Annotated in this window: 21 protein-coding genes; 16 read left to right on the forward strand and 5 right to left on the reverse strand. The window is 58.5% G+C overall.

What is annotated here, in order from left to right; translation table 11 throughout:
- Positions 1–50: 50 nt before the first annotated feature.
- Complete coding sequence (locus tag B0G52_RS17560) at positions 51–1043, forward strand: Gfo/Idh/MocA family protein (RefSeq protein WP_094046660.1); 993 nt, start codon at positions 51–53, stop codon at positions 1041–1043.
- Here the strand turns inward: B0G52_RS17560 and B0G52_RS17565 are convergent.
- From B0G52_RS17565 to B0G52_RS17575, 3 genes are all read right to left on the reverse strand, one after another.
- The gene (locus B0G52_RS17565) at positions 985–1989 is read right to left on the reverse strand and encodes a serine hydrolase domain-containing protein (protein ID WP_094046662.1); all 1005 of its coding nucleotides are present in this window, start codon (positions 1987–1989) and stop codon (positions 985–987) included. The genes B0G52_RS17560 and B0G52_RS17565 overlap by 59 nt on opposite strands.
- A gap of 139 nt (positions 1990–2128) precedes the next feature.
- Positions 2129–2629 carry a hypothetical protein gene (locus B0G52_RS17570; RefSeq protein WP_143762583.1) on the reverse strand — a complete coding sequence of 167 codons (501 nt, stop codon included), beginning with the start codon at positions 2627–2629 and terminating at the stop codon, positions 2129–2131.
- 185 nt (positions 2630–2814) lie between these two features.
- The gene (locus tag B0G52_RS17575; RefSeq protein ID WP_094046666.1) at positions 2815–3330 is read right to left on the reverse strand and encodes a GNAT family N-acetyltransferase; all 516 of its coding nucleotides are present in this window, start codon (positions 3328–3330) and stop codon (positions 2815–2817) included.
- A 165-nt stretch (positions 3331–3495) separates the two neighbouring features.
- On the opposite strand from B0G52_RS17575, the gene B0G52_RS17580 reads away from it, so the two are divergent.
- The 14 genes from B0G52_RS17580 (at position 3496) to mnmH (ending at position 22137) form a co-directional block, all read left to right on the forward strand.
- Positions 3496–5235: a cache domain-containing sensor histidine kinase gene (locus B0G52_RS17580; protein WP_094046668.1), complete on the forward strand. Its 1740-nt coding sequence runs from the start codon at positions 3496–3498 to the stop codon at positions 5233–5235.
- Positions 5207–6799 (forward strand): response regulator, encoded by a 1593-nt coding sequence (locus B0G52_RS17585; RefSeq protein WP_094046670.1) that lies wholly within the window; start codon positions 5207–5209, stop codon positions 6797–6799. Before B0G52_RS17580 ends, B0G52_RS17585 begins: the two co-directional genes overlap by 29 nt.
- 134 nt (positions 6800–6933) lie before the next feature.
- The gene (locus B0G52_RS17590; RefSeq protein WP_158223755.1) at positions 6934–8247 is read left to right on the forward strand and encodes an ABC transporter substrate-binding protein; all 1314 of its coding nucleotides are present in this window, start codon (positions 6934–6936) and stop codon (positions 8245–8247) included.
- A gap of 30 nt (positions 8248–8277) precedes the next feature.
- Positions 8278–9567 (forward strand): ABC transporter substrate-binding protein, encoded by a 1290-nt coding sequence (locus B0G52_RS17595; protein WP_094046674.1) that lies wholly within the window; start codon positions 8278–8280, stop codon positions 9565–9567.
- Positions 9568–9579: 12 nt separating this feature from the next.
- Positions 9580–10470: a carbohydrate ABC transporter permease gene (locus tag B0G52_RS17600; RefSeq protein WP_094046676.1), complete on the forward strand. Its 891-nt coding sequence runs from the start codon at positions 9580–9582 to the stop codon at positions 10468–10470.
- Positions 10460–11299 carry a carbohydrate ABC transporter permease gene (locus B0G52_RS17605; RefSeq protein WP_094046678.1) on the forward strand — a complete coding sequence of 280 codons (840 nt, stop codon included), beginning with the start codon at positions 10460–10462 and terminating at the stop codon, positions 11297–11299. Before B0G52_RS17600 ends, B0G52_RS17605 begins: the two co-directional genes overlap by 11 nt.
- Before the next feature lie 30 nt (positions 11300–11329).
- Positions 11330–14443: a glycosyl hydrolase family 2 protein gene (locus B0G52_RS17610; protein ID WP_094046680.1), complete on the forward strand. Its 3114-nt coding sequence runs from the start codon at positions 11330–11332 to the stop codon at positions 14441–14443.
- Between the two features lie 83 nt (positions 14444–14526).
- Positions 14527–15654 carry a glycerate kinase gene (locus tag B0G52_RS17615; RefSeq protein WP_094046682.1) on the forward strand — a complete coding sequence of 376 codons (1128 nt, stop codon included), beginning with the start codon at positions 14527–14529 and terminating at the stop codon, positions 15652–15654.
- 118 nt (positions 15655–15772) lie between these two features.
- Positions 15773–17317 (forward strand): spore germination protein, encoded by a 1545-nt coding sequence (locus B0G52_RS17620; protein ID WP_094046684.1) that lies wholly within the window; start codon positions 15773–15775, stop codon positions 17315–17317.
- The gene (locus B0G52_RS17625) at positions 17314–18516 is read left to right on the forward strand and encodes a Ger(x)C family spore germination protein (RefSeq protein ID WP_094046686.1); all 1203 of its coding nucleotides are present in this window, start codon (positions 17314–17316) and stop codon (positions 18514–18516) included. The genes B0G52_RS17620 and B0G52_RS17625 overlap by 4 nt, the downstream gene beginning before the upstream one ends.
- A 14-nt stretch (positions 18517–18530) precedes the next feature.
- Positions 18531–18779 carry a hypothetical protein gene (locus tag B0G52_RS17630; protein ID WP_094046688.1) on the forward strand — a complete coding sequence of 83 codons (249 nt, stop codon included), beginning with the start codon at positions 18531–18533 and terminating at the stop codon, positions 18777–18779.
- Positions 18776–19873 (forward strand): GerAB/ArcD/ProY family transporter, encoded by a 1098-nt coding sequence (locus B0G52_RS17635; RefSeq protein ID WP_158223756.1) that lies wholly within the window; start codon positions 18776–18778, stop codon positions 19871–19873. The genes B0G52_RS17630 and B0G52_RS17635 overlap by 4 nt, the downstream gene beginning before the upstream one ends.
- A gap of 79 nt (positions 19874–19952) precedes the next feature.
- Entirely contained in the window at positions 19953–21002 is a 1050-nt protein-coding gene (gene selD / locus B0G52_RS17640) for a selenide, water dikinase SelD (RefSeq protein ID WP_094046692.1), read from the forward strand.
- 103 nt (positions 21003–21105) lie between these two features.
- Complete coding sequence (gene mnmH / locus B0G52_RS17645) at positions 21106–22137, forward strand: tRNA 2-selenouridine(34) synthase MnmH (protein WP_094046694.1); 1032 nt, start codon at positions 21106–21108, stop codon at positions 22135–22137.
- On the opposite strand, the gene B0G52_RS17650 is transcribed toward mnmH, so the two are convergent.
- Positions 22076–23047, reverse strand: coding sequence for an SGNH/GDSL hydrolase family protein (locus B0G52_RS17650; protein WP_094046696.1), 972 nt, complete (start codon positions 23045–23047; stop codon positions 22076–22078). The genes mnmH and B0G52_RS17650 overlap by 62 nt on opposite strands.
- The gene (locus B0G52_RS17655) at positions 23035–23400 is read right to left on the reverse strand and encodes a hypothetical protein (protein ID WP_094046698.1); all 366 of its coding nucleotides are present in this window, start codon (positions 23398–23400) and stop codon (positions 23035–23037) included. The genes B0G52_RS17650 and B0G52_RS17655 overlap by 13 nt, the downstream gene beginning before the upstream one ends.
- 231 nt (positions 23401–23631) lie before the next feature.
- Between B0G52_RS17655 and B0G52_RS17660 the strand changes: the two genes are divergently transcribed.
- A complete protein-coding gene (locus B0G52_RS17660) occupies positions 23632–25074 on the forward strand; it encodes an L-fucose/L-arabinose isomerase family protein (RefSeq protein ID WP_094046700.1) in 1443 nt (480 codons plus the stop codon).
- Positions 25075–25083 lie beyond the last annotated feature (9 nt).

The raw sequence follows: 25083 nt of genomic DNA on the forward strand, positions 1-25083 counted from the left end.
CGTTGTATGATAGGGAAGAGAACAGAGGACGAACAGGGGAGGAACGGACAATGAGCCAGGAACAGCGTAAAATCGGATGGGGGATTCTGGGGGCCGGCGGTATCTCATCCGCCTTCGCCAAAGACTTGAAGCTGGTTGAGGGCGCAGAACTGACAGCGGTTGCGGCCAGGTCTGCCGACAAGGCGGAAGCGTTCGCCGCGCAATACGGGGCGGCGAGATCATACGGCAGCTATGAGGAGCTTCTGCGGGACCCCGACGTGGACGTCGTCTATATCGGCACGCTTCATCCGTGGCATGAGAAGCAAGCGATAGCCTGCCTGGAGGCGGGCAAGGCCGTTCTGTGCGAGAAGCCGTTCACGATGAACGCGGCGGAAGCGAGAAACGTCGTCCGCGTGGCCCGGGAGAAGAAGCTGTTCGCCATGGAAGCGATGTGGACGCGGTTTCTGCCGCCGATCGTGCAGGTCAGGGAGTGGCTGAAGCAGAATCTCATCGGAGAGGTGCAGCTGGTCAAAGCCGACTTCGGTTTCGACGTGGGCTGGCAGCCGGAGGGGCGTCTGCTCAACAAAGAGCTGGGCGGCGGAGCGCTGCTGGACGCCGGCATCTATCCGGTCTCGTTCGCGTCGATGATCTTCGGCGAGCAGCCGATCAAGGTGATGAGCAGCGCCGCGATCGGAGAGACGGGCGTGGACGAGAGATTTTCGCTGCTGCTCGAATATGCGGGAGGCCGGACAGCGGCCCTGAACGGGGCGGTCCGGCTGAACCTGCAGAAGGATGCGTACATCTATGGGACGAAAGGGTATATCCACGTTCCCGATTTCCTGTTCGGGAGAGAGGCCCACTTGCATGTGAACGGCGCCGAAGCGCAGCATGTCGCCGACGATCGGACTTATGCCGGCTACAGGGACGAGGCGCAAGAGGTGACGGACTGCCTGCGTTCGGGGCGGCTGGAAAGCGAGATTATGCCGCTCGACGAGACGGTGCGCATTATGGAAACGCTGGATCGGGCCCGCGCGCCGTGGGGCCTTGTGTACCCGACCGAATAAGCGCCGGAGCGATCAGATCGAGAAACGCATTTACTGGTTTCCGATCTTTTTTTCTTTTATCATCCGTCAATACGACCACGATGCGCAGATCGGGGATGACGTAGACAAATTGTCCTCCGTAGCCTCGGGCATAAAAATAGTCGAAAGAGGAAGAGAGGGGCGCGCTCGCATTGTCGCCGGCGGCTTGCTCCGCGAACGTATCCGTCCACCAATGCCAGCCGTAATAGCCGACATTCGGCGGGCTGGCGGGAACGGCCGGCTGCACGGAACGGAGCGCGCGCTCCTCGGAAACCAACCGGCGTTCCCCCAAGCGGCCACGATCCAAATAGAGGCGTCCGAACTCGAGCAGATGCGCGGGGCGCAGTCGCAAGCCGTATCCCCCGGTATGGAGGCCTTGCGGATCGGTCTCCCATTCGTATGATTCGATGCCGAGCGGACCGAACAGCTCCAGCTCGGCAAAGCGGGCGATCGGCATCCCGCATGACCGAGCGAGAATCGCGGACAGCAGCTGGGACGCGCCGGAGCTGTACTCCATTTTGCGTCCGGGCGCTTCCGCCAGAGGCTGGGACAGCACGAAATCGACCCAATCGTCGGACCGGGTCATGCGCGGGAACGACTGGATTCCGCCGAACTCGGTCCACTTAAACCCCGGGGTCATCGTCATCAGATGCTCGATCGTAATGTCCTTTTTCCGGGAATCGGGGTCCGCCAGCAGCTTCGGGAAAAACTCGGCGATCGGCGTATGCGGCTCCGGCAGCATTCCCCGGTCCATCGCGATGCACAGGAGAGCCGACAGAACGCTCTTCGTGCACGAATTGACTTTGGCCAGCTCGTCCGGAATGCGCGAATGGCGGTAATGCTCGAACAGCAGCCGTCCGTCCCGGCTGATCAGGCAGCTTCTCAGGTCTAGCGTGGAAATGGCGGTTGTCAGATGGGATAGGTTCATACGATGATGTTATCGTCTTGGGCGGGGGAATGCAAATTCGGAGTTCCGGGGCCATCGTCATACGAAAAAAGTAAAAGGAACAGATTCCAGGCGCAATCATGCGTCAACAGAATCTGTTCCTTTTGTTTCAAGAGCGCCGTCAAGCGGGGCTCGCGGACTTCCGTGCGAAGGATCGGACGTATGCCGCCAGTTCCTCGAAAGGAATTCGCACCAGCGACGTTCCGTTGGCAGCCTGCAGGCTTGCGCCGGGCAGCGAGGCGAGCTTGGAGCAAAGCTTGATCAGCTCGGTCCGATCGCCGGGAACCCAGAACTGGAACCATTCAACGTCCGGATTGGCTTCGCGAGCGACGTCCAGCAGCGCTTGCAGCGCTCGAACGAAGAGAGGAGTCCCTCGATGCTGCGGAAGGAGGAAGGCGAGTTCCGCCTGACACACGTCGCGGTCCTGATGATCGTTCGCTCCGGTGCCGAAGACGAAACCCGCCGCGCCGACCAGCTCGTAAGACTCCTCGTCGATGACGAGCATCGCCTTGCCCATAAGGAGCGGACTGCCGGCGAAGCTGAGCTTGATGTGGAACGGGTACGGCAGGTTCAAGTCCCGGTGATTGTCCAAGACGAACTTGATATAGGCCTCATGGTCCATATCGAACCTGCATACGCGAAAGAGATACGGCATTACTTCGTGGCGATGACCGGAGCCGCGCGGAGCGAATCGTTCGCTTTGACGATTTTGCCGAATCCGGAGCCTTTTTTGATATCTTTTACATTTGGCGTAGCTGGATACATGGGCTTGTCCTCCTTCGGTTAGAGTCTGGAATTGCCTTTTCATTATAGGGGATTCAGTCGATTAAGAATATACCTAATTTGGTGTATTTCTCCGGAAAACACCGATTCCTGTCCGACGCTGCCTTCCCGCGCGCCTTCGAAGGGGGCGATCTTGGCATACAGCTTGCATAGGTAGGGATTGTCCGAGAGCGCGCACAGCCGGACGACTTCGACGTCCGGGTAATGGTCGGTAACGTAGTCGATCATATGCCGCATTCCTCTCAGAAACAAGCGCGTCCCCCTGCGATCCTTGTCTACGATGCCAACGTCGATCAGCACGCTGGCTCGATCGCGAACGCCATCTTCGGGCGGTTGGATGTAGAAGCCCGATGCGCCGACGATTCGTCCGTCTTCATCCACCCCGTAATGCAAATGGCCTTCGCTCATGTATCCGTACAAAATCGTAACCATGTCTATCGTACATAAAGAAGGATGCAAATCCCTTCGGTGCTCTACCATGTACAGAGAGACTCGGGCGAGTTCGTCGTCTTCGACGCAACGGCGGAATCGTATCGTCATTGTCGTTGCTCCTTTCCTTGCTCGGCGAATGGTCGCGTCTGCCTCTATTTTATACCATAGGCCGATTCTTTTTAATAGAGCTCTGCAATCTCCCGAGAAATATGATTAAATAAGTGGAAGTGTCGAAAAAAGTCGTTAACTTCTATCGGGGCGAGGTCGTTATCCGTGAAAATATTGAAAAAATACTGGAACAGCATCCGGTTGCCGCAAAAGCTCGTGCTTGTGTACATGCCGCTCATCATTTTTCCGACGCTGTTCGGTTCCTTGATGCTGATGAACAGCTACACGGCTTCAAGCAAGCAGGCGTCCCGGGAATATGCCGCGGACTTGGTCGGGCTGATGGTCGAGCAGATGGATTCCCGGCTGTCCTCGATCGAAGAGCTCAGCAAGCAGATGATCACGGACAGCGAGCTGTTGGAGCTGGTGGCGCGAACGGACGTCTCCATGTTCGAACAGCTGGACAAGACGATGGCGATCAAAGATTGGATGAACCACTATTGGCTTAACAACAACATGAACGAATACATCGTGGCGATGGTGCTGGATACGGGAAACAACACTTACATCTATAACGAGAACGAAGTCGGTCAGTACCGGATACGCGATCCGGAGTATCAGAGCGCCATTCGAAGCAACAGGGGCGGAGCCGTCTGGTTCGAGCCGGCCGAGTTCTCGAACGGATTTCAACGCTTCGAGGCGTTCCGGATGGGAAGATGGGTGCGGGACGGCAAGCTAAGCGAGATCGGCCTGCTGACGATCGTCGTGGACGTCGAAGCGATCCGATCGATTTTCAAGCAGACGAAGCTGGACGACAACGCGGTGCTGCAGCTGCGAACGTCCTCCGGGAGCGTTCTGGTCGACAACGGCAACAAAGGGGACGAGGGAAGCTATCAGGATCTGCATCTCGACTACTCCAACATTCGGGAAGATTGGGCGCTGTCGGCTTCCCTGAACATGGACGACCTGTATACGGAAATCAACCGGATGATCCGATTAACGATGCTCATTATCGCGGCGTGCGCCGTGTTCGGATTCGTCGTTACCCGTTTCCTGGCCATCGACGTCGTCAATCCGATTCGCAAGCTGATGAACAATATGATGTCCGGCATCCAATCGGCCAGTCCGCGGAAGCTGGCTAAATTCAAAGGCGCAATCGAAATCCGCGAGATGAACGATATTTTCGTGTCCGTCATGTACGAGATCGAGCAGTTGATTCAGCAGACGGTAAGCCAGGAGCGGAAAAAGCGGGCCGCGGAAATCCAGGCGCTGCGCAAGCAGCTGTCGCCGCACTTCCTGTACAACACGCTGAATTCGATCCGCTGGCTGGCCATTCTGCAAAAGCAGACGAACATTAAAGAGATCGTCGATTCGCTCTCCAATCTGCTTAACTATACGCTCAGGGACACGAACGAGTTTGTGACCGTGGAAGAAGATATGGACAAGCTGCGGGATTATATTTCGATTCAGAAGATTCGCTACCGGCAGTTCGCATTCGCCGTCGATATCGCCGAGGAAGCGCTCTCCGCCTCCGTTCCCAAATTTCTGATCCAGCCGCTGGTCGAGAATGCCCTTATCCACGGGCTTGAACCGCTGGATGACCGGATGGGGGAGATTGCCGTGACAGCATCCGTCGAAGGAAGCGTGCTCAAGCTTGTCGTTCAGGACAACGGGGTAGGCATCGCTCCCGACAAGCTGGCCGCCATGCAGCAAGAGTTGAACGGTTCTGCGCGCGGGGCGGCCGGACATATCGGCATGCTGAACGTACATGAACGAATCGCGGCTCACTACGGCTTTCCGTACGGAATGAAAGTCGACAGCGAAGTCGGCCGAGGCACGACAATCGAAATCCATATTTTGCGCGAGGAGCGGCCTGAGGATGAAAAAAATCATGATCGTGGACGATGAATCTTTGGTCAGAGTCGGACTGCAGTCGATCATTCCGTGGGAGGAATACGGCTACTGCGTATCCGGCGTATACCATAACGGCCGGGAGGCGCTGGAGGCGTGCAGGGCGTCGATGCCCGACGCGATTCTGACGGACATTCGCATGCCCGTCATGGACGGTCTGGAGCTGATCAAGAACGTCCGGCAGCTCTCGGAGCGCGTCCCGATCGTCATCTTGAGCAGCTACGACGATTTCGAATATACGCGCACGGCAATCCGGCTTGGCGTGCAGGATTATATCCAGAAGCATCAACTGGAGCCCGAGGAATTGATCCGGGTGCTTAACGCTTTGAAGATCGAAGAGACCGGATACGCCGGAGAAGCCGTCCAGCACGATCTGAAAAAGGAGAAGGAAGATTTGTTGGACAGGACGTCCTGGGTGGACACGGCGGGTAGCGGACGGGAGGAGGGCGAGCGAAGACGGGCTTACCCCGAACTGGAGAAGCTGGCGGAAGAGCGCGGGCCGTACGCGTGCTGGGTCATGATTCAGCCGTTCGTTGCGGCGTGGGGGGAGGAGCGGAGCCCGCTCTCGTACGCTCTCATCGTTCGGGAGGAGCTCGAACGCTACCGCTATACCGAATATCTCGGCGCGAGAGGATCGGTCGTGCACGCTTTGTTCTATCTGGGAGAGGAAATGCCGGGCGCGGAATCGCTGCGGCGGCAAGTGTCGCCGTTCTGCGGCAAGCTGCTGGAGTCGCTGCGCGGGAAGTGCAATATGGATTTCGCGATCGGAATCAGCCGACCTATGCCGTTTCATGAATACGATGCGATGCATGCCGGCGCCGGCAGCGCGCTGCTGTCGATGTTTTACGGCACGGGCGGCATATATTACGATAACGGTTCGGCCGCCAGAAGCGTCTATGCGGACGACGAGTGGATCGAGCTGTACAAGACGTTAAAAAGAGACGTCCGTCAGGAACGCTTCGACGAGCTGCTGCGGCAGCTGGACGAGCCGTCCCCGGCCGGAGCGGGCGAGATCGATCCTCGGGAATGGAAGCGGATCGGCGCCACCGTTGCGACGCAGCTTACCGATTATCTGATCGAGCAGTACGAGCTGGACGTCGAGAAAATCAAGCAGCATTTCGGAGATTTATGGCCGCTGGAGCGGTATATCGACAAGGCGAGCCATAAAGCGGCCTGGCTCTCTTCGGTCAGGCTTGTCTTCGAGCGCGCGGGGGCCCTTATCGCCTCCGTCCGGGCGAACAAGACGTGGCTGACGAAAATCAAACAATACGTAAACGAGAACTACGCCGAACCGATCCGTCTGGAAGACGCGGCTGCCCTCGTCTATTGGAGCGAAAACTATTTCAGCCAAAGGTTCAGCCAAGAGACGGGAATGACGTTCCTGGAATACTTAACGAGCGTTCGGATCGAGCGGGCGAAGGAATTGCTGCGAAGCGCCGACCGTTCGACGGAGGAGATCGCCGGTCTGGTCGGCTACGTCAATGCGAACTATTTCGTCAAGGTGTTCAAGAAGACGACCGGACTTACGCTGTCGGAATTCAAGGCCCGGCACAAAGGATAGAATCGGGCATCAAATCGGAAGAAATGGCATCGGCCGGAGCGACGAGCGGAAGATCTGGCATCAAAGCGAGGGGACTGTGCATGGAACGAGCGACGGCACGAACTTACAATCAGGGTAACCGGGGAACAAAGGAAATGTGGTGGTCTATGTACGGTCTTAAGAACAAACGCCCAGCTGCCTTGACGATGCTGCTCGCCGTCGCCTTGCTGGCCGGCTGCGCGAAGAGCGATTCCATTGTTGGAGAGCAGCAGCCTTCGCCCAAGAGCGGGAACGAGCAAGTCGCTTTGCAGGTGTGGGGAGATCTGGGCAATCAAGTCGCGCTCGAGGCGTCGTTCAGGCTCATCAACGAGAACTTCATGAAGCAGTATCCGAACATCCGCATCAACTACAAGTTCGTGCAAACGCCTGAAAGCCTGGATTTCGGCCTGCTGTCCAACGAGCTTCCCGACATTTTCTACGTTCAAGGAAACAAGACGACGAAAATGAGCGAGCTGGCGCGCAACGGCTACTTATTGCCTCTCGACGAGTACGGGTTCGACTTGCGGCGGTTTCCCGAGGAAGCCGTGCAGTACGGGACGGTCGACGGCAAGCTGTATTCCTCGCTGCCGGCTTTTCTGGACACGAAGGTCGTGTATTACAACAAGGATATTTTCAAGCGATACCATCTCTCTCCTCCCCGAACGTGGGACGACTTTATCGCTTTGCTCGAAGCATTGTCCTCTCGCGGCATCACGCCGATCTCCATGCCGGGAACCGAGTACAAGGAACGATCGTGGATGAGCTACGTCCTGATGGCGCTGTTCGCCCACGACAAATCGGAAGCGCTCATGAACGATGCTCCCGGCGTCAAGCTGACGGATCCGGAATTCGTGGAAGGTCTGCAATACTTCCGGGACTTCGCGGAGAAAGGGTATTTCGGCGCCGACTACGTCTCTCAGGATCGGGTCCGGTGGCAGCTCTCGTTTACGAGCGGGGAAGCCGCGATGATCGTGGACGGCAGCTGGAACAATCTCTTATACGAGAACAGCGGAGTGAACCTGGGGAAATTTTACGTGCCCAACCGGGAAGGCAAGCGCATCATTCCGGTCAGTTACAACAACTGGACGACCTATTCCGTCTCCGCGGCCACGAAATATCCGGAGCAGGCGGTTCAATATTTGAAATACTTGAACTCGCGGGAAGTGCAGCAGCTGATGGGAGACGCGACAGGCATGATCCCGATCCTCGGCGATATCGAGCCGTCGGATTCGATCCAAGATTTGATGAAATACGATGCGACCGTCGACAACTTCACGACGGTGATGGCTCATCTATCCAAGCGGGGCATGGACGCTCCGACTTTATACAGGCAGACCGTATTGGCCGAGCTGCTGACTTCGAAGCTGAATGGCAAGGAAGCGGCCGAGCTGCTGCAAGAAGCGGTCGTCTATTTCGACGCGGACCCGTAGAGCGGGTCGATTAATCAGGAGGCTGGACATATGACCAAGAAAAGATATTTCGGGGCGGCGCTTATGATCGCGCTGTCTTTGATCGTGGGCGCATGCGGCGGAGCGGCGGATAAAGCGCCTGCGGCAAGCGGCGGCAAGACCGGCGGGGACGCCGCAAGCGGAGAGAAGGTCAAAATCAAATTTTTCGGCATGAACATGGCCTATACTTCGATGGAAGGAATGGGGGCCGAGCTTCAGAAGAAGCTTCCGCAATACGATATCGAGCTGTTGACGGTCGATACGGGTACGATCGACACGGCTATTCGCACCGGGATCGCCGGCGGCAGCCCGGCCGACATTTACTTCTACTGGCCGCAGAACATGGCGAACATCGTGAAAGACAAGCTCGCGCTCGACTTGACCCCTTACTTGGAGGCCAACGGCGGCGAATGGAAAAATACGTTCACGCCGGAGCTGCTGGAGCTCGGACAGATCGACGGCAAGTATTACAACGTTCCTTTTGGAAGCGCTTATCCGGTCATCCTCGTCAACAACGAAATTTTTGAGCAGGCGGGCGTAGAGCCGAAGGAAGAGATGACCTGGCAGGAGTTCATGGCGATCTGCGAGCAGATCAAGCAGAAGACGAGCGCTTCGCCCTTTGCGGTCAGCTCCGAGCCGGATCGTCAGAGCTGGCTCATCCGGCAAGGCGTCATGAGCCTCTCGAACGGCGACGGCAAGCTCGAAGCGCTGGCTCATGGCGAACTCGCGGCAGACAGCGGCTACTATGAAACGGCTCTCAACAATATCAAGGAGCTGTTCGAGAAACGGTATTGGTATCCGGGAGAAGGCGCGCTGAACATTACGAGAGACGAGATCAACGCGGCGTTCCTGCAGGGCAAAGTCGGCATGTTGGCCGAAGTGGCCGGAACCGCCCTGTCGATCTCCGAATCCGCCGAATTCGACGTCACTGTTGTGAAGTGGCCGGCCATGGGACCGGAGACGGTATTGCTAGGCGGAGCGAACGGTTACTTCATCCCCGCCAACGCGGCCAATCCCGACGCGGCCGTCGAAGTGCTGAAGACGCTGCTTGGTCAGGACATCCAGTCCATTCACCTGTCGCATGGCTATCCGCCGGCGAACCGGACGATCAAGGTGGAGAATCCCGTGCTGCAGCAAATCATGACGTTCACGGAAGATCTGTATCCGTTCGAGTTCCACACGAAGGAAGCGAAGCTGAAAAGCTATTACGAAGGCGAAATGGTGCCTAACTACTTAATGGGGTTAAATATCAAAGAAGTGCTCGGCCAATTGGATAAGTTGCGTCAAGACGCTTTTAAGTAAGGAGAATGCGGAATGGCTCAACATCCGACGAGACGGAACATTATATTCGGCATCCTGTTGTTGGCGCCGGCGGCTGCAGCCATTATCGCGACCACGCTGCTGCCGGTGCTGTCCAACCTGGTCATCGCTTTCCAGGAATGGAACGGCTTCTCGGCGGCGACCTGGATCGGCTTCGATAACTTCCGGAACGCGTTCTCCGACAAGTATTTCATCGACAGCATGAAAGCTTCGTTTTTTATCGGCATCGTATCGACTTTGGGCGCCGTTCCTCTCGGCGTCCTGCTCGCGGCCTGCATCTTCAAGGTAGGCAAGTATGAAGGCTCGGCGTATCGGGTCGTCCTGTTCGTACCGGTCATGATCCCGCTTGCCATTATCGGCCTGCTGTTCACTTTCTTGCTGAACCCGGAGATGGGGCTGCTCAACAAGCTGCTGGAAATGCTCGGCATGGGCGGCTTGCAGCGAGCCTGGCTGGCCAACCCGGATACGGTGCTGTGGGTGATCGCGATCATCGGCGCATGGAGAATGGCGGGACTTACGATGATGCTCGTCTTCGCGTCCATGATCTCCATTCCGGGGGAGCTGTTCGAATCGAGCCGCTTGGACGGGGCGGGGTATCCGCGGCAGTTTGTCTCCATCGTGTTGCCGCTCGTTCGCCCGTCCCTGCAAGTATCCACGGTGTTTTCCTTTATCGTCCTCGTGTCCACGTACGACCTGGTCTATATCATGACGCGGGGAGGGCCGGGAACGGTATCGCAGACCGTGCCGATCTACATGATGAAAACGGCGTTCACGTACAGCAATTTCGGCTATTCGGCAACGCTTGGCTTGCTGTTCTCGTTGGCGGGAATACTGGCGATCTTCCTGCTCCAGCGCCTCTTTAAGGGGGAGACCTATGAAGTATAGCCACAATTCCGAGCGCATCGAACGGTGGATCACGCGCGTCGTCGTCCTGTTTTTCGTCCTGATTACGATCTATCCGATCGTCTTCGTCACGATCAATTCCTTGAAGAGCACGAGCGATTTCTACGCCAACGTATGGGCGCTCCCGAGTTCGATTCACTGGAGCAACTATTCCGAAGCCTGGTTCGACGCCAAGATCGGTCAATATTTCTCCAACAGCTCGATCGTTGTCGTCAGCGCCGTGCTGATCATCTCGGTGTTCGGGGTCATGGCGGGCTACGCGCTGGGGCGGTTGAACCTTCCGTACGCGGAAGCGATTCTGCTGTTCTTCCTCGCGATGAAGATGGTTCCGCACGAGTCGCTCGTCATGCCCCTGTATCTCATGCTGAGCCGGATGGGCCTGATCGGGGAACATATTTCGCTCGTGCTGCCCTACGCCGGGTGGGGGCTGCCGATCGCCGTCTACATTCTGAAAAACTACTTCCAGACGATTCCCAACTCGCTGCTGGAAGCCGCGCGGATCGACGGGGCGTCGGAGTGGCTGTCGTTCCGCAAAATTATGGTTCCGCTCGCGATGCCGGCCATCGCGACCGTCGTCATCTTTAACTTCGTCTCGCTGTGGGGCGAGCTGCTGTGGGCGACCGTAGCCTTGTCGACGGCGACGATGAAGACGCTGCCGCTTGGAATCATCGTGTTTCAATCCGAATTCGCGACCGACTGGGGACCGCTGTCCGCGGCGATCTGCATGGTCATGCTGCCGCTCGTCCTCGTGTTCCTGTTCATGCAGAAATATTTCGTGCAAGGCATTACGGCCGGAGCCAACAAAGGCTAGTCCGGCGATAAGAGAAGGGAGAGGGGATCGATGACCGATCGCGTCTATGAGCTTTTCGCACAGCCTCCCAACGAATATCGCGGCAAGCCGTTCTGGAGCTGGAACGGCAAGCTGGAGAAGGAAGAGCTGCTTCGGCAAATCCGCGTATTCGCCCGGATGGGACTCGGAGGCTTCTTCATCCATTCCCGTACGGGCCTCGTCACCGAGTATTTGGGCGACGAGTGGTTCGAGTTCGTGGAAGCCTGCACGGAGGAAGCCGAGAAGCTCGGCATGGAAGTGTGGATTTACGACGAAGACCGTTGGCCGAGCGGCACGGCCGGCGGCATGGTGACCGAGGAGCCGCGCTTCCGCTTGAAGTTCATCGAGCTGCGGGTTATACCTGCGGCCGAGTTCGAGTGGACGGATGCGGACGGGCTGCTTGCCGTGTACGCTTGCAGGCTCGATGGCGTCTCCTATTCCGACTGCGTTCCCCTGGCGCGAGGGGAGATGCCGAAGCCGGGGGCGTCGGTGCTCGTCTTCGCTGTCGTCGAGATGAACAAGGACAGCTTCTATAACGGCTACACATACGTGGATACGATGAATCGCGAAGCGACGGACCGCTTTCTGGAAATTACCCATGAGCGTTACAAGAATCGCGTGGGCAGCCATTTCGGACGGACGATCAAAGGCGTGTTCACGGACGAGCCCCATCGCGGGGCGCTTATGGACGGCTTTGGCATTACGAACGAGCACAGGCTGTGGAGCGTGCCGTGGACGTATACGCTGTTCGACGATTTCCAGCGGGCCTTCGGCTACGATCTGCGCGACAAGCTGCCGGAGCTGTTCCTGCGGCGGGAAGGAGAGCCGGTGTCGCAGGTAAAGTGGCATTACGTCGAGCTGACGCAGCGCCTGTTCATCGAGCATTATCTGAAGCCGATGCAGGCATGGACCCGCGACAACGGGCTGCGGCTGACCGGCCATATGCTGCACGAAGATACGCTGACGGTCCAGACGGCTTATCTCGGATCGGCGATGCGTTTCTACGAGTACCAGGACGATCCGGGCGTCGACGTGCTGCGGGAAGGCAACCGCAACTATTGGCTGGTGAAGCAGCTCTCGTCGGCGGCCAGGCAGCTGGGCCAGAAATGGCTGCTCTCCGAGCTGTACGGCTGCACCGGCTGGCAAATGTCTTTCGAGTCTCACAAGGCGGTCGGAGATTGGCAGACGCTGCTCGGCATTAACGTCCGCAATCATCATCTGTCATGGTACACAATGGAAGGCGAAGCGAAGCGGGATTATCCGGCGAGCATCTCCTATCAATCGGCCTGGTGGGACGATTACGAATTCGTGGAGACGTACTTCTCGCGGTTCGGGCTTGCGCTCTCCCAGGGCGAGCGCAAGTGCGAGGTGCTCGTGCTGAATCCGGTCGAAAGCGTCTGGTGCCAGGTGTATCCGGGCTGGTCGATCGACATGAAGACGCAGTCGCCGGACGTGCAGAAGCTGGAAGACCAGTATCGCGATACGTTCCATTGGCTCGCGGAGGCGCAGATCGACTTCGATTACGCCGACGAAGAGATGCTTAGCCGCTTGCACGCGATCGAAACCGGAAGCGAAGCGGGAGCGAGGTTCCGGGTCGGGAAGGCCGCCTACAGCGTCGTACTCGTCGCCGGGATGATCACGATCCGCGAGAGCACGGTCGCCGCGTTGGAGAAGTTCGCCGCAGCGGGAGGCAAGGTCGTCTTCGCGGGCGAGGCGCCCCGTTACGTGGATGCGCTGTCCTCGGATCGCTGCGCGCGACTGGCGGACAAGACGATATCCGTTCCGTTCGACGGCCCCGGCATCGTCGGCGCCGTCCGCGACGTCCGGACCTGTCCGGCGAAGGTCGTCGATGCCGCGACGGGCGCTGCGGCGACCGATATCTTCTGTCGGTTGAACGAGGACGAGAACGGACGTTACTATTTGGGGCTGCTGAACGTCAATCCGGATGCTGCCTGCGACGTTCGGGTCGAGCTCGCCGCCGTCGGCGCAATCGAAGAATGGGATTGCAAGACCGGCGGCAAGCAAGCCGTCGCTGCCGACACGGGCGAGGGAACGCTGAGCTGGAACGTTCGATTTCATCCGTCCGAGGAGCATCTGTACGTCATCGACAGCGCCGCACCCGCGAAGGAGCGGATGGCGGTTCCGGTCGGCGCGGCGTCGGCGCGCCACCGTCTGGACGGAGCCTATCCCTATCGCATGAGCGAGAGCAACGTCTGTGTCCTGGATATGGCGAGTTACCGGATCGGCGACGGGGAATGGAGCGAGCTCGCCGAGATTTTGCAAGCGGACCGCAGCATCCGGAGCGAGCTGGGTTTGCCGCACAGAGGCGGCCGGATGATCCAGCCATGGTATGCTGCGCTTCATCATCGGGAGGTAAACGCCGCGGCCGCTCCGCTCGAGCTGCGTTTCGAATTCTCGGCGGAAGTCTTGCCGGATCGCGACTTGTGGATTGCGCTCGAACGTCCCGACTTGTTCGGAATTTCCGTCAACGGCGTCTCCGTCGACCGGAAGGAGACGGACGGCTGGTGGGTTGATCCTTGCTTCCGCAAGATCAGGCTGCCGCGGTCGCTGCTGCGGCAGGGGGAGAACGAGCTGAGGCTGCGGACCGACTTCCGGAACGAAGTCAATCTGGAAGCCGTCTATCTGCTGGGGGAGTTCGGCGTCCGTCTGGACGGCGTCCGCAGAACTCTCGTCGCGCTGCCGGAAGTCGTCTCGTTCGGGGATTTGACCGTGCAGGGCTTCCCTTTCTACGGGGGCAAGCTCGGGTATCTCATCGGCTCCGACGCCTTCGGGCCGGCGCCTGAAGACGGAAGGGCGGTGCTTGCGCTGTCTTCGTTCGAAGCCGCATGCGTGAAGGCAGGCGCCATGGACGGCGGAGAGATGAAGATGATCGCGTGGCAGCCGTATGAAGCCGACATTACGGAGGAGCTGCGGACACGGCAGCCGATATGCGTGGAAGTCGTGCTCACGCGCAGGAACACGTTCGGACCGCTGCATCTCGTGCCGACGAGAATTCCGGAGTACCGGCCGTTTCATTTCCTGACGCAGGGGGAAGCCTATTCGGAAGCTTATCGATTAATTCCTTCCGGCATTCTCGAAACTCCCGAGGTTTCGCTGCGTCAATAAATAGTTAGAAGCGCAGAAGGGTTGTCCGTCAGCCATGTACATGGCCGGACAGCTCTTCTCTGGCGAGGAGAGGGGAGTTTGGAATGAGAATCTTATTGGCGCCGGACTCTTACAAAGGAAGTCTGAGCGCGGTTCAAGCCGCGGAGGCGATGGTCAGAGCGGTGCGGGACGCGCTGCCGGACGCGGAAGCGATCGCCCTGCCGATGGCCGACGGGGGAGAAGGCACGGTGGACGCGCTCGTGGCGGCGGGCGGCGGGGAGAAGCGGCCGATAGAGGCGACGGGGCCGCTGGGCTTGCCCGTTCGCTCGTACTACGGCACGATCGGCCGGACGGCCGTGCTGGAAGCCGCCAATCTGTTCGGGCTGACGATGGTTGCGGAGGCGCAGCGCAATCCGCTGCGCACGACGTCCGCCGGACTGGGCGAAGCGATTCGCGCGGCGCTGGACGCCGGCTACGCGGATTTCGTCGTCGGGCTGGGCGGGAGCTCCACGAACGACGGCGGAATCGGGATGCTGCGGGCGCTCGGCGCGTCGTTCCTCGATCGCTCCGGAATGCCGCTGCGCGGCTTCGGGGCGGACTTGGCCGAGATCGCGTCCGTCGATTTGTCCGGCCTCGATCCGCGGCTCGCTTCCGCCCGGATCACGGTCGCCTGCGACGTGCGCAATCCGCTGCTCGGCGCGGACGGAGCGACGGCCGTCTACGGTCCGCAAAAAGGGGCCTCGCCGGAATTGTGCCGCCGCCTGGACGAAGCGATGGCCGCTTACGCGGACAAGGTCGAGTCGGGGAGAGGCTTGGCGCTGCGAAACGAGCCCGGAGCCGGAGCGGCTGGCGGCCTCGGCTTCGCCTTCCTGGCCCTCGGGGCTGAGCTTGCGCCCGGAGCCGAGGTGCTGGAAGCTTATGTCGGGCTGAAGGAGCGCATTCGCGATGCGGATTGGGTCATTACCGGGGAAGGAAGAAGCGACGGGCAGACGCTGTACGGCAAGCTGCCTCTCCACGTCGCCAAGCTGGCCAGCGAGACGGGGACGAAGGCGGTGCTTCTGTCGGGCAGCCTCGGCGCCGCAAGCGAACGTCTCGATCCTTACTTCGCGGGCTGCTTCTCCATCGTCGAAGGGCCGGCGACTTTGGCGGAATGCATGGACAACGCCGAAGGCAGCCTCTATCGCGCGACCCGCCGCGTCGTCCGGCTGATCGCCGCCGCGAGCGGGGGCTAACTTAATCAAAATTGCCGTTGCGGCCGCCAATGTCAAGTTGGCGGCCTTATTGGCGTGCGAATAACCATCTGCGGATTGGAAATAATAGGGGGCGGAAACGAGCGAAGGAGCAGCCTTCATGTTGGAGCAGTCATCGAAATCCCCGCTTCCCTTGTCGTTAAAGGAAACAACCGAATGGATGAAGCAATTGCTCGGCAACAGCTGCGATCTGATCGTGCGCGAATTCAAGCTCGGGTACGAAGGCGCGCCGCGTGCAGCCATGCTGTACACGGACGGGCTGGTCGACCTGGAGCTCGTGCAATTGTTTATTATGAAGCCGCTCATGGAACTGGACGGTCCGCCGCGCGCCTCGGACAGCCGGGGGCCGGGAACGAACGGCCCGGACGGCAAGCAAGAGCCGTACATCCGGCAGCTCGTCGAACAGGTACTGCCGACGGGCGGCGTCTCCGAGATCAGGGAACGCGACGGATACGTCAATGCCGTGCTGACCGGGTACGCGGTCATCTCGATCGACGGCTATTCGACTGCGATCGCGGTCGAGCTGCGCGGCTGGGAGGAGCGGGGCGTAGACGAGCCGTCGACGCAAACGGTTATTCGCGGGCCGCGCGAAGGCTTCTCGGAAAATATCAGAATCAATACGGCGCTTATTCGCCGATTCATCAAAGATCCGAAATTGTGGATCGAGTCGCAGACGATCGGCCGTTCCACGCGGACGGCGGTCAGCGTCGCCTATATGAAGGGGACGGCTTCGGAAGGCGTTATCGAAGAGGTGCGCAGACGGCTGTCCGAAATCGATATCGATGCGATTCTTGAGAGCAGTTATATCGAAGAACTGATTCAGGACGATTTCTTTACGCCGTTCCCGACTATCTTTCATACGGAACGGCCGGATGCGGTTGCGGCAGGGCTGCTGGAGGGCAGGGTGGCCATTCTGATCGACCGCACTCCGTTCGTATTAATGGTCCCCGCGCTGTTCGTCCAGTTTTTCCAGTCGCCCGAAGACTATTATCAGCGTTCCGACATCGGCAGCCTGATCCGGATATTGCGCTTTCTGTGCTTCGGCATTGCGATGTTCGTCCCCTCGATCTATATCGCGATCACGACCTTTCATCAGGAAATGCTGCCTACCTCTCTCTTTATCAGCTTGGCCGCGCAGCGCGAGGGCGTGCCGTTCCCGGCATTTATCGAAGCGATGCTGATGGAGGTTACGTTCGAGATTTTGCGCGAAGCGGGCATCCGCATGCCTCGCTCGGTCGGGCAGGCGGTCTCGATCGTCGGCACGCTCGTGATCGGGCAAGCGGCGGTCGAAGCGGGCATCGTGTCGGCGGCGATGGTCATCGTAGTGTCGATTACGGCGATCTCCAGCTTCGTGCTGCCCTCCTTCAATATTTCGATATCGGTGCGCATGCTGCGATTTCTGTTCATGCTCCTCGCGGCATCGTTCGGCATTTACGGCATTATTATCGCGTTTATCGCGCTCGTTCTCCACTTGAGCAGACTCAGCTCGTTTGGCGTGCCGTATTTAACGCCGTTCGCCCCCTTGTATTGGTCGGACCAAAAAGACGCGATCATGCGCTGGCCGATCTGGGCAATGCGGAAGCGGCCGAGAATGATTGCCCAGTCGAACAGGATCAGACAGCGAAAGGGAGGGCCAAGAGGATGAGGGGAGCGTTCGGAAAATTCGTCCTATGTGCCGTGCTGCTGACGGTCTTGCTGGGGGTGACGGGATGCTGGAACAGAAGAGAGCTGAACACGCTTGCCATTGCGGTAGGGATGGGGATCGACAAGCGCGGCAGCGAATACGACGTGTCGATACAAGTCGTCAATCCGCAGGTCATGGACAAAAAATCGGGCACGAACCGTTCGGAGACGATCCAGTTTCGGGAGCATAAGGCGACCATTTTCGAAGCGCTTCGCAAGATGACGACGGTCAGTCCGCGCAAAATCTATCTGTCCCACCTGCGCATTCTCGTCTTGAGCGAGCAAGTGGCCCGGGAAGGCATTAACGAAGTGATCGACTTCATCTCGAGAGATCACGAGGCGAGAACGGATTTCTACATTATGGTGGCCAGAGGCTCCAGCGCGTCGGAAGTGTTGAACGTGCATACGCAGCTCGACAATATCCCGTCGATCAAGGTGTTCGATATGCTGGAGGGGTCCGAGAAGGCGTGGGCGCCGACTTCCACGGTTAGGCTGGACGAATTGATCGACGCGCTCGAGAACGATTCGGGACAAAGCGGAGTGCTGTCGGGAGTTGCCGTCGCCGGGAATAAAAAGAAGGCTATGACGCAGGAAAACATAGAACGCATCCGATTGCCGGGGGTTCTCAAATATTCGGGATTGGCCGTCTTCAAGCAGGGGAAGGCGGTGGGTTGGCTGAACGAGGAGCAGAGCGCCGCCTTCAAGTTCATTATGGGCAAGGTGAAGAACACGGTCTCCGACGTCCCGTGTCCGGCGGGAGGCAAGCTCGTGTTGGAAATATTCGATACGACTTCCGCGATGATTCCGAAGGCGCGCGGAGGCGAGCTGTCTATTGCGCTTAAGCAAAAGTTGTTCGCCAATATCGGCGAGGTGTCTTGCGGCATCGATCTGTTAAACGAGTCGGCGATCGAGGAGATCGAGAAGCGTATGGAGGAGAAGCACAAGAGGCAGCTCGAGGAGACGATCGCATTCGTGCAGCGCAAGTATGGCGCAGATATTTTCGGATTCGGGCAAAGCATCCATCGCTCGTATCCGCGCGAATGGAAAAAAGTAAAAGCGAACTGGAGCGAGGCGTTCCGGGAGCTTCCGGTAACGGTGAGCGCGCAAGTGACGATCAGGCGAACGGGGACGATCAATAACGCGGCCATCCCGTCGTCGTAGAAGGAGCGGGAGCTATGTGGGTAGGGATCGCCGTTGCCGCCTTGGTCGCCGCTGCGGCCGTCATCGAAGCGCCTTCCTTGTTTCGCGAGTCGGCCAAAACGGAAGGCATTCTGTACTTGGCGCTGGCGGCGGCAGGCTCGTTCACCCTTATCGGGTATACGGGCAAGTTTTATTCGTTCGTATTTTTGAGATGGGTGGACATCGCGTTTCTGCCTATCGGAAACTGGGTAGCGCACCTATTCGGCACAGGAGGGGCATCGTGAGAGAAGAAGCGATAAGCGCCAGGCAATTCACTGCGCTGGCCTTATTTGTTACGATCGGCGATTCGCTCGTCATTCTGCCCGGCACGATGGTTTCTCTGGCCAAGCAGGATGCATGGCTGTCGATGCTGGTCGGCCTTGCGGCCGGTTTGCCGGTAATTCTCCTGTTTCTGGCCGTCCATGCGCGAGGAGCGGCGGCATCGCCGGTCGTCAAGCTGAAGCGGATATGCGGTCCGTGGTTCGGCGGCTTGTTTATATTGCCTTACATCGCTTTCTCGCTGTTTCTCAGCGCGGGGAGCATGCGCATACTCGGCGACTTCATGATTACGCAGATTATGCCGGAGACGCCGGGAACGGCGGTCGTAGCGCTGCTGTTGATCGTCGCGGCCGCGGCGATCAGAGGAGGAGTGGAAGCTTTCGCGAGGGCGGGCGAAGTGCTGCTGCTCTGTTTTTTGTTTGTCTTTTTCTTTTTTATATTGACGCTTGTCCCCCAAGTGGACTTTCATAGGCTGCTGCCTGTCTGCGAGAACGGCCCGGGTCCCGTCGCTCACGGCGGATTGCTGTCTTTGGCCTTCTGTTTTATCGAAATCATGCCGCTCATGATGCTTATGCCGCACGTCAAGGCGAATTCGCGCAAGGAAATGAGGCGCGCGTTGCTGATCGGCGCCATTGCCGGAGCTTGCGCCCTGCTTATCGTGACGCTGTTGTGCATTACGGTGCTGGGACCGGGGCATGCGGAGCGGCATATGTATCCGACCTACACGCTCGCGAAGAAAATCAGCGTCGGCAGCTTCCTGGAGAGGGTGGAGGCGATGATCGCTTTCATGTGGATCATCTCGACCTTCATGAAGCTTGGCGTTAATCTGTTCGCCGTTCATCTCGGCCTGGCGCAATGGATCGGCAGCAGAAGCTACCGCACGCTCAGCGTGCCGGTCGCCGCGGTCACCTTGGCTCTCGCCGCCAATTTTACCGACAATATGGCCTACTTCAACCATATCGTTACGCTGGCGTGGCCTATTTACGATTTGACGATGCTGTTCGTTCCGCTGTTTCTGCTTGGGCTGCTCCTTGTCCGCAAGGCGGGCAAACGGGGGTGAGTAGGCGGACTTCTTTGCGAATCGATCCCGCAGGCGTATACTATTTATTATGATACGATAATAGAAAGGAATTGGCGGCATGTCGACAACGGACAAAATCAAATTGACTTCTTACTCCAGCAAAGGGGGCTGCGGCTGCAAAATCGGCCCGGCCGACCTGGCTCAGGTTATTCGCAATCTTCCTCCGGCGGCTCCGAATCCCGACTTGCTCGTCGGCCTGGATACGAGCGACGACGCGGGAGTGTACCGCCTTAACGACGAGCTTGCGCTCGTGCAGACCGTCGATTTCTTCACGCCGATCGTCGACGATCCTTATTCTTTCGGCCAGATCGCCGCGGCGAACGCGATCAGCGACATCTATGCGATGGGAGGCACCCCGCTGACGGCGCTGAACATCGTGGCATTCCCGATCTCTACGCTGGACAAGCAGGTGCTGGCAGACATTCTCCACGGCGCGGCGGACAAGGTGAGCGAGGCGGGCATTACGCTTGTGGGCGGGCACTCCATCGACGACAAGGAGCCGAAGTTCGGTCTTGCCGTCACCGGCCTCGTTCATCCGCAGAAGGTTCGCACCAATGCCGGCGCTAAGCCGGGGGACCAGCTGATCTTGACGAAGCCGATCGGAGTAGGCATCCTGACGACGTCGATCAAGAAGGAGCAGCTGTCGGAGGAGGAGGTCGCGCGCGTTACGGCCGTCATGGCGACGCTGAACAAGACGGCCGCCGAAACGATGAGCCGCTTCGAAGTGCACGGCTGCACCGACGTGACCGGATTCGGGCTGCTGGGACACGCGCTGGAGATGGCCAAAGGCAGCGGAGTGGGCCTGCGCATCGTGAAGGATCAGGTTCCGCTGCTGCCGAGAGTAAGAGAGCTCGCGGATCAAGGCTTCGTCCCGGGCGGGACGAAAAACAACTTCGCCCACATTGAAGATTCGGTCTCGTTCCCGGAGTCCATGGATCAAGTCGATCGGTGGATTTTGTGCGACGCCGTCACTTCGGGCGGGCTGTTGATTGCCGTCTCGCCGTCCGATTCCGACGCTTTGCTGGAGGCGCTGCTCGCAGCCGGCGTCGAGGCAAGCCGGGTCGGCGAAGCGGTAGAGGCTCATCCGGGACGGATCGAGGTTTTGTAATGAAGCCGGCAAAGCCATCCCTTTCGGAATGTAAGGGGCTTCCTCTTCATTGGTTCAACTTATACAGCTACATCAGAGCAGCAAGAGTAGGGAGAGAATCTATTTGCTTCAAGATATTACGCTGGAAGAATTAAGAGCGCTGCAGCAGAAGCAGCAGCTTGCGTTCATAGACGTTCGCTCGCCGTCCGAATACGAGCTGGCCACGATACCGGGCAGTCTGAACATCCCGTTGTTCAACGACGCCGAGAGAGCGGAGATCGGCACGATCTACAAGCAGACGAGCGTCCAGGCCGCCAAAGAACGGGGACTCGAGATCGTCTCGGCCAAGCTCCCCGCCTTCATTAAGGAATTCGCGGGCATCGGACCTAAGAAAGTCGTGTTCTGCTGGCGCGGCGGCATGAGAAGCAAGACGACGGCAACGCTTCTGTCCCTGATGGGCATCCAAGCGTTCCGCTTGATCGGCGGCTATCGCGAGTATCGCAGATGGGTCGTCGAAACGATCAATACGATGGACTTTCCCCCGCGGGCTTACGTGATCCACGGCAACACGGGGACGGGAAAGACGGCCCTGCTCCGCCGACTGCAAGAGGAAGATTACCCCGTATTGGATCTGGAGGCGATGGCGGGGCATCGGGGATCGATCTTCGGGCATATCGGCTTGAAGAGCCATAACCAGAAGACGTTCGACGCCCATCTTCTCGAAGAGATGCTCCGTTATCGGCAGTCGCCTTACGTCCTGTTCGAAGCGGAGAGCAAGCGAATCGGGAAGATTATGCTGCCCGACTCGCTGATCCGCAAAAAAGAAGAGGGCGTTCCGATCTGGATCGACATGCCCGTCCATGCCAGAGTCGAGCAAATCCTTCAGGATTATCGCCCGGCGGAATACAAGGAGCAGTACGTCCAGGCGTTCAGGCAGATCAAATCGCGCATTCATACGCCCGTCGCGGCGGAGATCGAAGCGCTGCTGCTGGCCGACCGTTTCGCCGAAGCGGTGGAGCTGCTGCTCTTGCACTACTACGATCCGAGATATGCGTATACGGCGGAGCAGTACGGGGACGATGCGGGAATCCGCTTCAGCGTCCGGAATGCGGACGAGGCTCTGCAGGCGATTCGAAGCTATATTTCCGACGTATAATCTCCCGATAGAATGCCGAAGAGATCACGCCGTGGCCTTCGGAATTGGGATGTACGGTATTCTCCGGCAGAAGAAGGCGGACGTTTCCGCTCGTCATGCCGTACAGGTCGATACAGGGAACCGACATTCTCCGGCATGCCTGCGCCACTTCGTCTGCCTTGCGTTGATTCTGTTCTTCGGAATAATACGAGTTGTAAGGGATATTGGAGACGATCAGTTCGGCTCCGGGCATCAGCTCCATGATCCGCTCGATGCCCTGGACCATGGCCGCATACGGTCTCTCGTCGTTCATGCCGGCGAGCCACAGGACAAGATCCGGATTACGGGGCGCGACGACGGCATCCAGTACGCCTGTAACCGTGCGAATCGAGGCGCCGGACAAGCCGTGCACGCTGACCGGAACGGCAAGCATGCTTTGCAGCCTGCGCCCGTATAGCCCGAGCGGTCTGTCTTCGACGTTGGCGCCGAAGGTGATCGAATCGCCGATGCAGACGATTTGACGGTATCTGACATTCGAAGGCTTTACGAAGTCCACTTCAAGATAATCGAGATTCAAGCGGCACGAGGAGGAGCATTTGTTCTTCCGGCCGCTTTTTCGTATTTCCAGCGTATGAAATTCCGCTTCCAAATTGTCGATGGTGCAGACGAGAACGCCGTGACGTTCCGATGAACTGTACAGATCGATCACCTGAAGCCGCTTTCCATCCAACCAAATCTCCGCAAGGCCGTAGTCTCCGGTTGAAGCGAATACCTTAGCTGAGCGGAAAGCTCCGCTCCATCTCGCCGCAGCGTCGTGATCGGCCGCATCGTTTGTTTCGTGTCTGCTGCCGATACTGGCGTCGGCGGAAGGAATCGAGTTCCATTCCCCCTCGTAGTCCAATGCGATGTTTTCAACTCTCATCTCCGGCATAAGCCGCCCTCCCCGCTAAGATGCATAGGAACCGCCCAAATCGTCCATCCTCCCGTCAGCCGCGGAACCTCGATAACCAGGTAACGCGAAATATCGCGAAGAACGAAGGAGGTATCGGCCGTTACGCCTCTTAGCGATGCGTGCTCCCCAAGCTCCTGCAAATAAGGGCCGCTTTCGTTCGGGGCTCCCTTGATCTCCAGGTCGATCGAGGCGTTATCGGTCGAGCCGATCAAATAAATTCTGCAATGCGAATAGCCGCACATATCCATAGGATTGCTGCGCCTTGTGGCGGGAGTCGGCAAGTAAATATGGGCCGGCGGAGGCTCAGCGGGATGACGACAGACGTGCTGCATACGTTCAGCACCTCCTTTCTAGCCCATTGTAGTAGGGAATCACCGACGCGCCTATGAGACTTTTTTTACGGAGTTGCCCATTTTCTACTACTTCAGGGGAATCTATTGTCCCCCCAATTCAGATTGGTTACTGTATCTACACCGGGAGGAGGAGGGTCATCAAAGGGGTTCGAAAACAGATCAACATTCCCGAAATCGACTTTTAATTCAAAATCAAAGGTGGTATACAGCATGACTTTGGGGAATATCCGGAAAAAAGCCCGCGTCGGGGTAATTACAGTCGGCCACGAGCCGTATTGGGGACAATTCGAAGGCTTGAAGGAAGAGCTTGAAGGGTATGGACGGGAATTCGAAGCGCTGCTGGCGGGCAGCGACGTGGACGTCGTCAGCGGAGGCTTCGTCGACAATGTGGACAAGTCTTTCGCGGCAGCCGCCTATTTGAAGTCCCGCGACGTGGACTTTCTGTTCTGCAACCTGAGCACTTACGTCACTTCGTCTTCGGCGGCGACGGCCATTCTGAATCTGGACGTACCGACCGTGCTGGTGGCGCTCCAGCCCTTGAAGCGTCTGGATTACCGGAACACCACGACTTACATGCAACTGGCGAACGACAATATTTGCTCTCTGCCGGAAATCGGAGGCGTGCTCGTTAGAGCCGGCAAGCCGGCGGCGGGGATGGTCGTCGGGACGCTGCATGACGACCCGAGAGCCGCAGCGGAATTAAGGAGCTGGTGCCAGGTCGCGAACGCCCGCAGGGCGTTCAAGCACGCGAAGATCGGATATCTGGGCCACACGTACGAAGGGATGTACGATATGAATTCGGATCCGACGGCATTCACGGCGGCATTCGGCTCCCATGTTCAGATGCTGGAGATGTGCGATCTCGCGAAGCGGGTCAACGGGGCGACAAGCGGAGAAATCAAGGACAAGATCGACGAGATCCAAAGCATCTTCAAGATCGCGGATCCGTTCATCGATCCCGTGACGAGACCGATTAAGCAGGAGGACCTGGAGTGGTCTGCCAAAGTGGCGGTTGGACTGGATAAGCTGGTGTCGGAATTCGGCCTGACCGGTCTGGCTTATTATTACAAGGGCCTCGACAACAATGAATACGAGCGGATCGGCTCGAATATGGTGTTGGGCAATTCCTTGCTGACGGGGAAGGGCATTCCTCTGGCGGGAGAAGCGGACCTCAAGACGTGCGCGGCGATGCTCATCATGGATCGGTTGGATGCCGGAGGCTCGTTCGCCGAGCTGCACCCGTGCGATTTCGTCGACAACGTCGTGTTGGTCGGGCATGACGGTCCTCATAACATCAAAATCGCGAACGGACGGCCGATCATCCGCGGACTGGATCTGTTCCATGGCAAAGCCGGATCGGGCATCGGCGTCGAGTTCAGCATCCAAACGGGGCCCGTGACGCTGCTCGGCATCTCGCAGACGGCAGACGGGCGCTTCAAGATGATCGCGACCGAAGGGCAATCCATTCCGGGGGAAATTCCGCAGACCGGCAATACAAACACGCGCTGCAGCTTCGATCGCCCGGTGGCGGAGTTCATCGAGCAATGGTGCTCGGCGGGGCCGACCCACCACTTCGCGCTCGGCGTCGGCCATGTCAACGCCAAGCTGAAGAACGTCGCCAAGGTGCTGGGCATCGAGCTGGAAATCGTATAGGAGGGGTGG

The organism is Cohnella sp. SGD-V74, from assembly GCF_003001675.1.
GTDB lineage: Bacteria > Bacillota > Bacilli > Paenibacillales > Paenibacillaceae > Cohnella.